This window comes from Alteromonas sp. ABM1_013, from assembly GCF_056160505.1.
The window spans coordinates 775,040-789,645 of sequence record NZ_JBSWXH010000001.1 but is presented as its reverse complement, the minus strand read 5'-3'; the positions used below and the strand labels follow the sequence as shown (position 1 = coordinate 789,645).

Here is a 14,606-nt window from a genome sequence, read left to right as displayed (position 1 = left end):
CCTAGTGTACAAACGGCTCTAGGCCTGACAAACGCATTTTAGGTTTAAATTCGGGAATCTTGCGTGGCGCGATTCCTTCAACCGCGTTAGCAATATCGCGAATATGCTCTGGGGTACTGCCACAACAGCCCCCTACGATGTTCACTAGCCCTGACTGCGCCCATTCTTTGATGTGTTCGGCCATCTCTGGCCCTTCCATATCGTATTCACCAAATTCGTTTGGTAAGCCAGCATTAGGGTGTGCGGATATGAAGCACTCACTCACATTAGCCACTTCATCTACGTACTGGCGCAAAAGATCCGGTCCAAGTGCACAGTTTAAGCCGAAGGAAAACGGGCTAATGTGTCGCATTGAGTAATAAAACGCTTCTGCGGTTTGACCAGAGAGCGTACGCCCTGAAGCATCTGTGATAGTACCTGATACCATCACGGGGAAAGACTTACCGAGCTTTTCAAATACCGACTCTACGGCAAACGCTGCCGCTTTCGCGTTTAATGTATCGAAAATAGTTTCAAGCATGATTAAATCAGCACCGCCTTCAATAAGGGCTTCGGTAGATTCGCTATACGCCTCCACTAGTTCGTCAAACGTGACGTTGCGCTTACCTGGGTCATTAACATCCGGTGAGATTGAAGCGGTGCGGTTTGTTGGACCTAGTACACCGGCAACGAAACGGGGCTTCTCGGGGGTTTTAGCTGTGAATTCATCGGCAGCTTTACGCGCTAATTTAGCCGCAGCCACATTGATATCCCGTGATTGAGCCTGCATATCATAATCGGCCATAGCGATAGTCGTGGCGTTAAACGTATTGGTTTCTATAATATCTGCGCCAGCTTCAAAATAATCACAGTGAATCTGATAAATAATGTCTGGCTGGGTAAGTACTAATAGGTCGTTATTACCCTTTACGTCGCAGTGCCAGTCTGCAAACTGTGTCCCGCGGTAATCTTCTTCTTCCAACTTGTGGCGTTGGATCATGGTGCCCATCGCACCGTCTAATATAAGAATGCGTTTTTTAGCGGCTTCTGTAAGCGTTGCCTGCGCGCTAGAAATTGGTCTTTGGCTCACGTGCTACCTCTTTGGCTGTGACTTTTCAGCAAGCTGACTTAAATCGTAAGGCGTGGTCTGATAGACATAATAATTCAGCCAGTTTGTAAACAATAGGCTGCCATGCGAGCGCCACTGTACAATAGGAGACTTGGCTGGATCATCCCCTTCAAAATAGTTTTTTGGCATTACCGGCGTTTGACCCGCGGCAATATCCCGTAAGTATTCGTCTTTGAGCGTATCAGGGTCATATTCTGGATGACCTGTTACAAACACCATTCGCTTGTCTTCTGACGCTACTATATAGGCACCCACGTCCTCAGATTCTGCCACAACGCTAAGGCCTTCAACACTGTTATACAGCGAAGTATCGATATGCCCGTAGCGAGAATGGGGAGCGTGAAAAGTTGGGTCGAAGCCCCTTAATAATTCATTGTTAGGGTCGTTCACTTTATGTTGAAAAACACCAGAAAACTTTTCGTCTCTGATCTCTCGGGTTATGCCATAGAAGTGATACATAGCCGCGTGGGCAGCCCAACATAAATATAGAGTAGAGTTAACGTGTCGCTGTGCCCACTCCAATATGGTGGTCATGGTGTCCCAATACTTCACTTCCTCATAGTCGATAAGCGCTAGAGGCGCACCAGTAACAATAAGGCCGTCGTATTTCTTATTCGCGACTGCTGAAAAGTCGTGATAGAAAGCATCCATGTGTGACTGGGGAGTATTTTTGGGTGCTTGATTATCAATGCGAATCAAGTCTACGTTTATTTGCAGCGGCGTATTCGATAGCAGGCGAAGCAACTGCACTTCTGTTTCTATCTTGTTCGGCATCAAATTAAGAATGCCGACTTCAAGAGGACGAATATCCTGATTGGCAGCCCTGTCCATGTCCATGGTAAAAATGTTTTCACCTTGTAGTACGTTCTGCGCGGGTAACTGCTCAGGAATACGAATTGGCATAGAGGGCTCCAGTGATAAATTACAATACCTGTATTGTGTCTATAACTGGCAATATGTCAACATCTTTACGTCTAGACGTCTAAACGTTTCTTTTAAAGGCGAGCCTATCGATACAAACAACTAGCCGTTTTGCTTATGCACCATCACTAACATCTCAGCTTCAGCGCGAGGAATGTCACAAGCCTCAATAATTTCGTCGATGCTGGCACCTTGCTTAACTAAGTCTGCAGCACGTTGATATAGGCGTAGGGAAGGATCTTGAAGTTTGAGCTCTCGAAGCTGATTTTCAATATCAGTTTGTTTTTCGTCTAGCTCTTGAATGTGGCGAGTAATGACCAATGTGCGTGCTTGCGCCTCGGTTTGTTGGTTATTTGCATCTTTAGCGAGCGCTTCTGCTCGCGCAATTGCAGAAGCACTATTTTGCTCACTATCGCTTAAAGCTGTACGTAACTGCTTAACGTGCGAATATAGAGTACTTACCGTAACAGCAAGCACAACGATAAAGCCGCACAAAATAAGTTCAATTAAGGTAGGTGCAGCAAGCTGCCATTCCATGGACATAACCCTTGGGGAAATGGAGGCGACATAGACAATACATGCCGCCTAATCATTATTTAGATATTGCTAAGCTCATCCCACTCTTCGTCGCTGAGCAATTTATTTAAATCAACAAGAATAAGCAGTTCGCCATCACGATTGCTAACCCCTTGGATAAATTTAGCGCTTTCTTCAGTACCAACGTTAGGGGCGCTGTCGATTTCTGAAGATTTTAAGTACACCACTTCTGCGACACTATCCACTAAGATACCGACAACCTGTTCGTCCGACTCTATGATCACTATACGAGTGTTGTCTGTGATTTCCGTTGGTGGTAGCCCAAAACGCGCACGGGTATCAATGACGGTTACCACGTTACCACGCAAGTTAATAATACCAAGCACATAATCAGGCGCACCGGGTACAGGGGCTATTTCGGTATAACGCAGTACTTCTTGTACTTGCATTACGTTAATACCGTACGTTTCTTCACCTAAGCGATACGTCACCCATTGAAGGACTTCATCGTTACTGTCGCTAGCGTTATTATTCATTCTTTCATCGCTCATGAACCTGGCTCCCAATACTATGGCGTCTGGTCGTTACTGCCTAAGCCTTTGTTAAGCATAGATATTAATTCTTCAACGTCAATTAGCGCACACATTTTTTCTTTAACCATCCCTGCTAACCAGGGACGTTTACCTGTGGACTCGCGCCATTTTACGTCATCGGTAGTCAAATTGACCGTGTTTACAAGCTTTTCGCTTGCTAGTCCCCACGCACTCTCTCCTAACATTATAAGATATCGGTAGTTGAGCGATTGTGCGAGATTTTCGTCGTATTTTTCTGGCATTACCCATTTTGCAGAGTCAACAACACTTAGTTTAGACTCTCTGTGCAACATTACACCCATAAACCAGTCAGGTTTTCCAAATAAAGGGCCTATTTTTTCAATTTGGTGGATCCCCCCTAGCGAAGTTAAGGGAACCGCAAGTGTTAGCCCTGCAACCTCAAAGAATAGCGCCTGAAAGCGGAAACCGAGAGTATCCTTTAGTGGCGTTTTTAAACTCTCAGGAGTACTAACCTCACTTTCTTTTTCTGCCTGAACAGGTACGTCAACGTATGAATGCGGCTTTTCGGTATCAATCGTCTTTAAATTTTGACTTTCAATTAACGAAGAAACCTCTTCAGCTAACACTTCTTCTTTGTCGACGTGCGCTTCGCTATCGCTAGCCGTTGAGACAAGGGCTGACTCAGCCATCTGCTGAGAGGCCTGCTCAAGCAATTTTGCCGTGCGCGCAGTCACATCTTCCGGAGTTTCGGGCTCTTTCAGAAGACTGTCTAGGTATGCCTCCATCACTTCTTCACGGGCAAATGGCGATTGCTTGCTCATGGTTTTGTTATTTCTCCAATACGGCTAACAGTTTATTGTAGGCATTTACACCCCTTGTCTTTGGATACGCAGCAGAGATAGGAAGCTGCACCAAACTCGCATCCCTAAAATGAGTATCCACCGGGATAACACCTTCCCACACACGTTCACCGTAATCACTCATTAAGCGCTTTCTCGACGCTAATGCGGCGTTTGTTCGTTTATCGAACAAAGTAGGAATGATCAGAGTATCAAAAGACTTATTTAATGAACGCCCCATTATTTCCATAGTGCGTATCATTCTATCTAAGCCTTTAAGTGCCAAATATTCTGTCTGAGTCGGAACAATAACCTTATCGCATGCCGCTAAGGCATTAACCATTAACACGCCCAATACAGGCGGGCAGTCGATGATAGCAAAGTCGAACTCATCGGCTATTTTAGCAAGTGCTTTTTTTAGCACTAAGCCCATCCCCTGCTCGCTTCCCATGGTTCGGTCTAACGTCGCCAATGCCATGGTTGCGGGTAGCACATATAAATTGTCGAGTTTTGTAGGACTGAGACAGTCCATAACATTATCGGCAGTAATCTCGTTAGACTTAATAAAAATGTCGTAAACAGAATGGCTTGTCGCTTCTGCATCAATACCAAAATAGTAACTAAGCGATGCGTGGGGATCGGTATCTATCATGAGCACTCGCTTGCCCTTTTGAGCTAGCAAGCCGCCAAGGCTTACGGTTGTGGTAGTTTTACCTACCCCGCCTTTTTGATTTGCCACAGTCCACACTTTCATAATTACTGTTCCATTACTGTTCAAACTGCTATCGCATTTCGGTTTGAACGCAACTGCTTATATCATCGATATTAATATTTTTACTCGATATATTAGCCACAGCGACAGCTTGAGGCATACCGTAAACCACACAGGAGTCTTGGTCTTGCGCCCAAATAGTCGCCCCCTTATCCTTGAGTATCCGACAGCCCTCTCTACCGTCTGCGCCCATACCCGTTAAGATGATACCAAGCACGTCGCCACCATAAACTTTAGCCAACGAGCTAAAGGTCAGGTCTACGCTTGGCTTATAATTCACCTTATCAGACTGGCTTGCATCAACGATGGAAATTCGCTTGTTGCTACCGATAAATTCAAGCAACATTTGCTTTCCTCCCGGGGCAAGATAAGCGTGCCCTGGTGCTAAAATATCGCCATGCTCTGCTTCTTTCACTTTAATTTTACAGTTGCTATCTAAACGCTGTGCAAATGCAGTAGTGAAAGTCCCAGGCATATGCTGCACAAGTAAAATAGGATAAGGAAAATCTGCAGGTAGTGGAGAAAGCACTTTTTGAAGTGCAACAGGCCCACCTGTGGACGCCCCAATAGCTAAACACCTGTATTGCTTACCCGTTGCCCTCACTGAGGAAACGGTAGGCTGTTTGTCGGCGCCTTTATGGCCTGAAAGTAAACCCGATGTTTTGAAAAAAGCCTGTTTGGGCGCATTGTCAGGGAGTTTTCTCGTCTCGGCGGTGCGAAGAGATGGGCGCTTAACGCCTAACCCTCTTCGCGCGATCAACCTGACTTTAGTGCAAAGTAACCGCGAAGCATCTTTTCTATCTTGGGCTATATCTTCGAATTTCTTGGGTAAGAAATCGAGTGCGCCTGCTTCTAACGCATCTAGCGTTGCCTGAGCGCCATGATGCGTTAACGATGAAAACATTAAAATTGGTGTAGGACGTTTATCCATAATTGCCTTAACGGCGGAAATACCATCCATAACAGGCATTTCAACGTCCATTGTTATTACATCAGGCTTAAGAGCTTCCGCCTTGTCTAATGCATCACGTCCGTTTCTTGCTTCACCTACAACCTCAAGCTCTCTATCTCCTTCGAGAATTTCTCTTACTCGACGGCGATAGAAAGTCGAGTCGTCCACGACTAGGACTTTAAAGACCATGGATTATCATTCCTGTTAATTCATCGCCTTACTTTATAGGTTTACGCGCGTACCGTTTGAGCAGGCTAGGAACATCTAAAATTAATGCAATACCACCGTCTGAAGTAATTGTTGCGCCAGCCATACCAGGCGTACCTTGCAACAATGCATCGAGTGGTTTAATAACCACTTCTTCCTGGCCTATCAGCGCGTCTACGACAAACCCTACTTGTTGAGTACCAATTTGCACCACAACAACATGCCCCTTTTCTTTATTTATATTTTTGGGGCCTCGGATTAACCATTCACCAAGGAAGAACAACGGAATTGCTTTTGAACGAACTATCATTGTTAGCTGGCCATCTACCGTATTGGTCTTCTTGATGTCCATGTTTATTATTTCGTTCACCGCACCTAATGGTAACGCAAAGGTCTGTTTTCCTACAACAATCATTAACGTAGGTAGAATCGCGAGCGTTAGCGGTACCTTGATATCTAATCGTGTACCTTTTCCTAACTGCGAGTCGATATTGATGGTACCGTTGAGCTGGTTAATCTTAGTTTTAACCACGTCCATGCCCACACCACGACCTGAAATATCGCTGATTTCGGTTTTAGTAGAGAAGCCAGGTGCAAAAATAAGATTAAACGCTTCAACATCAGACATGCGTGCTGCTGCGTCTACGTCCAATACGCCGCGGCTAATTGCGATCTCTTTTAGCTTTTCGGCGTCCATACCTTTACCGTCGTCTTCGATAGTAAGAAGAATATGGTCGCCCTCTTGAGATGCTGATAGCTGAACCGTACCCATGCGAGGCTTACCTGCCGCTGCACGATCATCAGGCATTTCTATCCCGTGGTCGACAGAGTTTCGCACCAAATGCACGAGCGGGTCGGCCAATGCTTCAACCAAGTTTTTATCTAAGTCTGTCTCTTCACCTACAAGATCTAAGGTAATTTCTTTCTTTAAGCTTCTAGCCAGGTCACGTACAACGCGAGGAAAACGGCCAAACACTTTCTTGATAGGCTGCATGCGGGTTTTCATTACCGCACCTTGCAAGTCTCCAGTCACTACATCTAGATTAGCAATGGCCTTTGACATGCTCTCATCGTTGCTGTTGATCCCCAAACTTATCAGTCGGTTTCTAACGAGTACGAGTTCGCCGACCATATTCATAATTTGGTCTAAACGCTTAGTGTCTACACGTACTGTTGTCTCAGCAGGTGGTGGAGCAGGAGCCCCTTTTTTATCATCTTTCTTGGCAGGCGCTTTTGGCGCAGCTGCTTTGCTCGTTTTAGCTGGGCTCGCTGCACTAGGTTCTGGCTTCGCCTTAGGCGCAGCCGGGGCACTCGACGCGGCTTGCTTTGCTTTTTGAACAGCTTCGGTAGCCGCTTTGTCTACCGGAGGTTCAGGGGCCGCTGGAGCAGAGCCTTGTTTAGTTGGACCTTGACCAGAGCCGTGAAGCTGATCAAGCAGTGCTTCAAATTCATCGTCGGTAATTTCTTCATCTCCGGCACTACTTGCCGGAGCAGTTGCTGATACTGGTTCTGGAGCACTTTTTTCGTCCCCACCAAACTGACCTTTTCCGTGCAGATCATCTAACAGTGCTTCGAACTCTTCATCAGTAATGTCATCACTGTCAGTGCTCGCCGCTGGTGCTGACGTTTGCGCAGGCTCCGGTTTGGCGGGTTCTGTATTGGTTGATGCAGCTTGTCCTGTAGCACCACCTCCATGAAGCTCATCAAGAAGAGCTTCAAACTCATCTTCGGTAATTTCTTCTATACCCCCGCTATTTTCACTGGTACCTGACGCTGCTGGCACTGGTTCATCTATAGCTAGCTCGGGCTCTTCTGCAACGACCGCGGGCTCAGCCGCGACAACTTCTGGCTCCGCCGCAGGCGCACTTGCATTGTCGAAGATGTTTTCATCTGGAGATTCTGGGCGACTGAGTTTGTGTAACAGGTCGACGAGGTGTGCATCTGCCGGCTCTAGCGGCTCTTGTGCTTTTACTCGTTCAAACATTTCAACTACCACATCAGTGGCTTGCAAAATGATATCCATTAACTCAGGCGTTAGCGTTCGTTGGCCATTGCGCATAACGTCAAAGACGTTTTCAGCACCGTGACAAATTTCAACTAACTCAGTAAGAGAAAGGAAGCCCGCTCCCCCTTTTACTGTGTGATAGCCGCGAAAAATTGCGTTAAGCAAGTCCGCGTCTTCAGGATTGTTCTCAAGATCAACGAGCTGTTCTTGTAATTGTTCAAGTATCTCTCCAGCCTCAACTAGAAAGTCCTGTAATATTTCCTCGTCAACATCAAACGACATGCACCCGCTCCCCTAAAAACCTAAGCTAGACAGAAGATCATCTACATCATCTTGACCTGAAACGACGTCATCTCGTTTGTCAGCATCAATAATTGGGCCTTCTGCCTCTACACCATCAACCTTATCGGCCTTAACGCTGGAAGGTTTAGTTTGTTCTGCACCGTCCCGTTCGCCAAACATAGTAAGCATGTTTACAAGGCTATCTTCGACTTCTTTAACCAAGTCGATAACGCGACGAATAACCTGTCCAGTCAAGTCTTGATAACCTTGTGCCATCAAAACTTCTGTAAGTAACTGTGTAAGTTTAGCCGACTGATTCGAACCGTCTTCCAACAATTCGTCTAAGTCTGCACATAAAACCTTAAACTCACCCAACTCGATTTGGCGGTTCATCAGCTTTTTCCACTCTGGCATAACCTTTTCGATCCGCTCCGATAGCAGTTCAGCGATGGGCATACTCGCCTCAACGGCATCCATAGTAGTATTAGCAGCTTTTTCGGTTTCTTCAATTACGTAGGTAAGGCGGGACTGGGCATCAGGGATATCGTCTGTAGCTAGATTTTTGATGCGGTCGTCTATTTGAAAGTTGTTTAATGCGTCGTGGAGTTGACGCGTTAACTTGCCTACTTCAGCGAATAGCTCAACGTTTTCTTTCATTGAGACGGCTTCAAGTAGTGCGTTAGCTGAAGCCTTGTCACCTTCTTCGAGAAAAGTGACAAGCTGCTTTGCTTCTTCTAACGATATTGGAACGTTTACATTCGTTGACATCCAGTAAACCTCATTTATCTGGTGAGCGTCTGGATCAACCTAAACGTTCGAATATTTTATCTAATTTTTCTTTAAGCGTTGCCGCGGTGAAAGGTTTAACGACGTAACCATTCACACCCGCTTGGGCGGCGGCAACGATCTGTTCCTTCTTCGCTTCGGCGGTCACCATAAGTACTGGCAAATGCTTAAGTTTGTCATCGGCTCTAATCGCGCGGAGCAAATCTATACCCTGCATACCAGGCATGTTCCAATCAGTAACAACAAAGTCGAAATCGCCTTGTTGTAACATAGGTAATGCAGTGCTTCCGTCATCCGCTTCCTGAATGTTGGCAAAACCCAAGTCTTTGAGTAGGTTTTTGATGATACGTCTCATGGTTGAAAAGTCATCGACCACGAGAATTTTCATGCTTTTGTCCAAAATAGCCTCCACTGAGGGGTTAATTGTTTTTAATTTCTATTCTTCGTCAGCTTGCCACGATTTCATTCGTGATTTGAGTTTTAACATGGCTTGACTATGAATTTGACTGACTCTCGACTCACTTACGTCGAGAACCTCGCCTATTTCTCTTAAGTTTAGTTCTTCATCATAGTAAAGTGAAAGAACAATCGCTTCTCGCTCGGGTAATGTCGTTATTGCATGGGCCAGCGCTTTTTGAAATGCGCCCTGCATTAAATCTTCTAACGGTGCATCACTGCCTCGACTTTGCTCGGTAGTGATCACATCTTCCGACACACCTAAATCTTCAATGCCGACCAACTTCCCGGCATTTACTTCATTGAGCATCTGGTGATAATCCTGCAAGCTCACATTAAGCTTGTCAGCAATATCAGAATCTCGTGCGTCGCGCCCAGTTTCACTTTCTACCTGAGATATCGCTTCTGTTATTGCGCGACCATTTCGGTGAACAGAACGTGGCGTCCAATCACCTTTGCGTATTTCGTCCAGCATGGCACCGCGAATGCGGATACCTGCGAAGGTTTCAAAGCTTGCGCCTTTTGACCCATCAAAGTTTCGAGCGGCCTCTAACAAACCAATCATGCCTGATTGGATAAGGTCATCAACAAGTACACTCGCAGGCAGGCGCGCCATCAAATGGTGCGCAATACGCTTAACCAGAGGCGCATGTCTTTCGACTAACTGCGATTTATCTGTTTGCTGTTGATAAGCGGCTGCCTTGCTGTTCAACGTTGACTTCCTACGGCTTTTTCTGCAACTAATTGTTCAATGAAAAATTCTAAGTGACCTCCAGGCTGCGCTGGAATAGGCCAAGTAAGCGCCCTGTTTGCTAGCTTGGTTATCGCTACGGCTGCAGGAGAGCCTGGAAAAGCATCAACAATAGCTGTTTGCTTACGCACAGCTTTGCGAATATTTTCGTCAAATGGCACCGTCGCCACTAATTCTAGTGCAACATCAAGAAAACGCCCTGTCACTTTGCTTAATTTGCTAAATAATTCCTGACCTTCTCGCACATCGCGAACCATATTGGCCACAACTTTAAAGCGAAAAACACCGTGCTCACGGTTAAGGATTTTTATCAGCGCATACGCATCAGTTAGTGATGTTGGCTCATCGCAAACCACCACCATGATATCTTGGGAGGCTTTAGAAAAGCTTAATACCATATCTGAAATGCCAGCAGCGGTGTCGACTATTAATACGTCTATTTGAGAACGCAGCTCGCTAAACGCTCTTATCAAGCCAGCGTGCTGTGTGGGTGAGAGTTCCGCCATTGACTGCGTACCAGATGTGGCGGGCGCAATCTTAATACCGTGGGGGCCGGTTACTAAAACCTCGTCCAACGTGCACTCGCCAGAGAGTACGTGAGATAGGTTTTTCTCAACTCGCAGGCCTAGCATCACATCTACGTTTGCAAGACCAAGGTCCGCGTCAAGAACCATTACACGCTTGCCCTGCTTCGCCATGGCGATAGCAGTGTTAAGCGTAATGTTTGTTTTACCGACGCCACCTTTACCACCGGTGACGGCGATTACTTTGATTAACCGTGATTGCTTCATTTTTCTTAAGCTACTCGCTTGATCGTCAATCATACTGCTTATGCTGTTTTAATTGCGTTGTTACCACTAGTATGATTCAAACCGTACTTTTTATAAAGCTTTGCAGCAGCGGAAACTAAAGATTTCGCTTCTGCAATCTTAATGTCTTCAGGCACTTTTTGACCATCGGTGACATAACTAACCGGTAGTTGGTATTCAACCGCTGCACTAAGTACCTCTCCTAAAGAGTAGCACTCATCTAACTTTGTGAAAATACAGCCACTTAGTTCAATATCGTCATACGCTTGAATGATTCTCTGCAAAGCCGGATATTGCGTATTGGCTTGCGCTACCAAATATTTTTTAACTTTTGGCATTTGGCCATTGTCGAACTGCTTAATTTGCTTAATTAATCGACTATCACGCTGACTAAAACCTGCTGTATCAATCAATACTAGTCGCTTATGACGAAGTTGGAACAATAAATCTGCGAGTTCTTCACTAGTTTGCGCTTTTCGCACAGTACAGCCAATAATTTTTCCGTATGTCGCTAGTTGCTCATAGGCTGCAATTCTATACGTATCAATAGTTATCATAGCTACCGATTCTGCACCGTATTTTTGCGCGTAGCGGGCGGCCAACTTTGCAACCGTGGTTGTTTTACCTGTACCAGTAGGCCCGACTAATGCAACGGCACCTTGTGAGCTTAGTATATCGTTTCCGGTAACATTTATGCGATTAGCCAATAGGTTAAGAAGATATACCCACGCGTCACGTTCGTTGTAATGAGCCGGTGTATAGCTAATCAGCTGAGTTGCTAGTGCACTACTCAAACCCATATCGGTTAATCGCGTGACCAAGTATTGATGAACAGGTTTTTGACGCTTGTTCTTCGCTTCCATTAGGTCTGCAACTTGATACTGCAATACGTCGCGAAGTGAAGCTAACTCTTCTTTGATTTGAGCTAGTTCAGCAGACTGGGATACAGGAGTTTCACCCATACTTGACGCTTGATGCTCAGGAAAAGTCTGTTGCTCGATAGCATCTTGTGCTGGTGACTGTGTTTCAAGGTCGTCGATAAACGCTTCTGAAAAATCTAAGTGAGATGCAATTTCGTTGGCGTGCTTAGCGTTCGCTGACATTGGCTGTGCTGGTTGTGCAGAACTACCTGCCACTGTGTTTCCACCATGCTGCTTTTCCAGCAAGGCTTTTAAGCTATCAGGGCCATCGTCGCCAATAATTTCACTTAAGCTAGGCACAGCCTTTTGGCCAGGCGTTTTGGCAGCGGTCTGTGGTGTCGCCTTAGGCGTGAAAAGCTTGGCTTCAGGCTCTTTGTCGTAGGCTGCTACAAGCTCGATACCGTCAGCAACTTTGCGATTTGACATGATCACTGCATCACTGCCCAACTCAGCTTTAACTTGGCTTAGCGCCTCACGCATATCTTTGCCGAAGAAACGTCTAATTTTCATTGCAACCTCTCCAATCACCCAGTGTCAGATTATTGACCGACCGAACTGACTATTTTTATTTGTTTGTCGTCAGGCACTTCTTGGTATGAAAGAACATGCAGCCCAACAACAGAATACTTTAAGAAGCGAGACAGAACGGGTCGTAGCATGCCTGAGGTAAGGAGTACTGCAGGTTCTCCCTCTAACTCTTGCTGCTGACTGGCTTGCTGCAATGATTTCTGCAGCTTGTCTGCCAGACCTGGCTCTATACCAGCACCGTCTTCGCCACCTGCTTGAAGAGACTGGTGCAACATCTGTTCCAACTCTGGCGCCAAGGTTATGACAGGTATCTCTTTTGCCCCCTGAGTAATTTCCTGAACGATTAAACGTTTGAGTGCTATACGCACCGCAGACACCAATACATCTGGGTCTTGGCTCCGTGTGCCGTACTCGCTAAGCGTTTGCACGATGGTGCGCATATCGCGAATAGGCACGCCTTCAAATAGTAAGGTTTGCAGCACTTTCACAACGGTACTAAGCGGCAGAATATCGGGCACCAAACCTTCGACCAATTTAGGGTGCTGTTTGGCCAGCATATCTAGAAGCTGTTGCGCTTCTTCATGCCCAAGTAACTGATAGGCGTTATTTGAAAGTAACTGACTTAGATGAGTCGCAACAACCGTAGCGGCATCAACAACCGTGTATCCAAGCGTTTGCGCGTGCTCGCGCTTATTAGGTTTAATCCAAACCGCATCTAGCCCGAAAGCAGGGTCTTTAGTAGCCCGCCCCTCTAGCTTGCCAAACACTTGCCCTGGGTTAATGGCAAGCTCTTCGTCGTGACTTATAACGGAATCGCCAATTGTGACGCCGAGCATAGCGATGGTATAAGTGTTAGGCTCTAAGTCTAAATTGTCGCGTATATGAACAGGTGGAATAAGGAAACCCAGCTCTTGCGATAGTTTCTTACGTACGCCTTTAATTCGTGTCAACAACTCACCACCTTGAGTTTTATCAACAAGCGGAATTAAGCGATAGCCCACTTCTAAACCAATGGTATCCACCTGCTGAACGTCGTCCCATCCCAGCTCTTTAACTTCAGGTGCAACAGTTTCATCTTTTGAAATGTTCTCTGGCAATTGAGGTTCTTCAGCTTTCTTCTTAGCTTGAACTGTCTGCCAATATGCAAAGCCCGCAATCAAAAATGAAAAACCCAAGAATGCGATATGAGGCATACCCGGGATGATACCCATGACGAAAAGCACGCCTGATGCAATATAAAGCGCTTGATTATTTCCTAGCTGACCACGGATCTCTTTACCCATTTCTTGGGTTTCGTTTTCTCGAGTAACGATAATCGCCGTTGCTACCGAAAGTAGCAATGAAGGTATCTGCGCCACCAAACCATCACCAATGGTCAAAATAGTGTAAATTTCTATCGCATTTCCAAATGAAAGACCGTGCTGAATCATGCCTATGAATAAGCCGCCAACAATATTGATAAGCATAATAAAAAGGCCAGCAACCGCATCGCCTTTTACAAACTTTGATGCACCGTCCATCGACCCGTAAAAGTCAGCCTCTGCGGTTATTTCTTCGCGACGCTGACGCGCCTGGTCTTGATCGATATAGCCTGCATTTAAATCAGCGTCAATTGCCATTTGCTTACCTGGCATAGCATCCAAGGTAAAGCGAGCACTTACTTCTGAAATACGTCCCGCACCTGCGGTTACTACCTTGAAGTTAATAATAAGAAGGATAGCGAAGACAACAATACCTACAGCATAGTTACCACCGATAACAACCGCACCGAAGGCTTCAATCACTTTACCTGCCGCATCTCCCCCTTCGTGGCCGTACAGTAATACAACGCGAGTAGAGGCGACATTCAATGCAAGTCGCAAAACCGTCGCTATCAATAGTACTAGAGGAAATATGCCGAAATCGACAGGCTTTTGAGTTAATACTGCCACCAAAATAATGACGAGAGAGAGCGCAATATTAAAGCTGAACAATACGTCGAGTAAAAACGGCGGCATGGGTAGTATTACCATTCCCATGATTGCCAAAAGGACAATAGGCGCGCCTAAACCACTGGTAAAATTTTGCAGCTGATTTTTATCGAATCGCTGAAGATAACCGGATAACTGCATGGCTGGGTGTCTCTCTATCAGAAAATTGACGCTTTATGTAAATCTTCATTAGAGTTTTCAACTAACGT

Annotated in this window: 14 protein-coding genes; all 14 read right to left on the bottom strand. The window is 45.8% G+C overall.

All coding sequences use genetic code 11. The annotated features are described in order from the left end of the window. Position 1 precedes the first annotated feature (1 nt). The 14 genes from ACXAGK_RS03330 to flhA all read right to left on the bottom strand — a co-directional run bounded on the left by ACXAGK_RS03330 (position 2) and on the right by flhA (position 14,538). The gene (locus tag ACXAGK_RS03330) at positions 2-1,069 is read right to left on the bottom strand and encodes a homocysteine S-methyltransferase family protein (RefSeq protein ID WP_474854088.1); all 1,068 of its coding nucleotides are present in this window, start codon (positions 1,067-1,069) and stop codon (positions 2-4) included. A 3-nt stretch (positions 1,070-1,072) separates the two neighbouring features. Continuing rightward, on the bottom strand, positions 1,073-2,011 hold the full coding sequence (gene metA / locus ACXAGK_RS03325; protein ID WP_474854086.1) for a homoserine O-succinyltransferase MetA: 939 nt from the start codon (positions 2,009-2,011) through the stop codon (positions 1,073-1,075). A gap of 120 nt (positions 2,012-2,131) precedes the next feature. Further along, positions 2,132-2,566, bottom strand: a complete 435-nt coding sequence (locus ACXAGK_RS03320; RefSeq protein ID WP_474854085.1) for a DUF2802 domain-containing protein — start codon at positions 2,564-2,566, stop codon at positions 2,132-2,134. Positions 2,567-2,625: 59 nt separating this feature from the next. After that, positions 2,626-3,117 (bottom strand): chemotaxis protein CheW, encoded by a 492-nt coding sequence (locus ACXAGK_RS03315; protein ID WP_136780770.1) that lies wholly within the window; start codon positions 3,115-3,117, stop codon positions 2,626-2,628. A 17-nt stretch (positions 3,118-3,134) separates the two neighbouring features. Continuing rightward, entirely contained in the window at positions 3,135-3,941 is an 807-nt protein-coding gene (locus tag ACXAGK_RS03310) for a chemotaxis protein CheW (protein ID WP_474854083.1), read from the bottom strand. A 7-nt stretch (positions 3,942-3,948) separates the two neighbouring features. After that, entirely contained in the window at positions 3,949-4,713 is a 765-nt protein-coding gene (locus ACXAGK_RS03305; protein WP_474808183.1) for a ParA family protein, read from the bottom strand. Between the two features lie 28 nt (positions 4,714-4,741). Beyond that, a complete protein-coding gene (locus tag ACXAGK_RS03300; protein ID WP_474854081.1) occupies positions 4,742-5,872 on the bottom strand; it encodes a protein-glutamate methylesterase/protein-glutamine glutaminase in 1,131 nt (376 codons plus the stop codon). 28 nt (positions 5,873-5,900) lie between these two features. Further along, complete coding sequence (locus tag ACXAGK_RS03295; protein WP_474854079.1) at positions 5,901-8,177, bottom strand: chemotaxis protein CheA; 2,277 nt, start codon at positions 8,175-8,177, stop codon at positions 5,901-5,903. 12 nt (positions 8,178-8,189) lie between these two features. Then, entirely contained in the window at positions 8,190-8,945 is a 756-nt protein-coding gene (locus ACXAGK_RS03290) for a protein phosphatase CheZ (protein ID WP_474854077.1), read from the bottom strand. A 34-nt stretch (positions 8,946-8,979) separates the two neighbouring features. Further along, complete coding sequence (gene cheY, locus ACXAGK_RS03285) at positions 8,980-9,363, bottom strand: chemotaxis response regulator CheY (RefSeq protein WP_025254383.1); 384 nt, start codon at positions 9,361-9,363, stop codon at positions 8,980-8,982. A 36-nt stretch (positions 9,364-9,399) separates the two neighbouring features. Next, complete coding sequence (locus tag ACXAGK_RS03280) at positions 9,400-10,131, bottom strand: RNA polymerase sigma factor FliA (RefSeq protein ID WP_118489982.1); 732 nt, start codon at positions 10,129-10,131, stop codon at positions 9,400-9,402. After that, positions 10,128-10,994, bottom strand: a complete 867-nt coding sequence (locus ACXAGK_RS03275) for a MinD/ParA family protein (RefSeq protein ID WP_118489983.1) — start codon at positions 10,992-10,994, stop codon at positions 10,128-10,130. The genes ACXAGK_RS03280 and ACXAGK_RS03275 overlap by 4 nt, the downstream gene beginning before the upstream one ends. 5 nt (positions 10,995-10,999) lie before the next feature. Next, a complete protein-coding gene (gene flhF / locus ACXAGK_RS03270) occupies positions 11,000-12,409 on the bottom strand; it encodes a flagellar biosynthesis protein FlhF (RefSeq protein ID WP_474854075.1) in 1,410 nt (469 codons plus the stop codon). Positions 12,410-12,438: 29 nt separating this feature from the next. Continuing rightward, positions 12,439-14,538 (bottom strand): flagellar biosynthesis protein FlhA, encoded by a 2,100-nt coding sequence (gene flhA / locus ACXAGK_RS03265; protein ID WP_474854073.1) that lies wholly within the window; start codon positions 14,536-14,538, stop codon positions 12,439-12,441. Between the last annotated feature and the right edge of the window lie 68 nt (positions 14,539-14,606).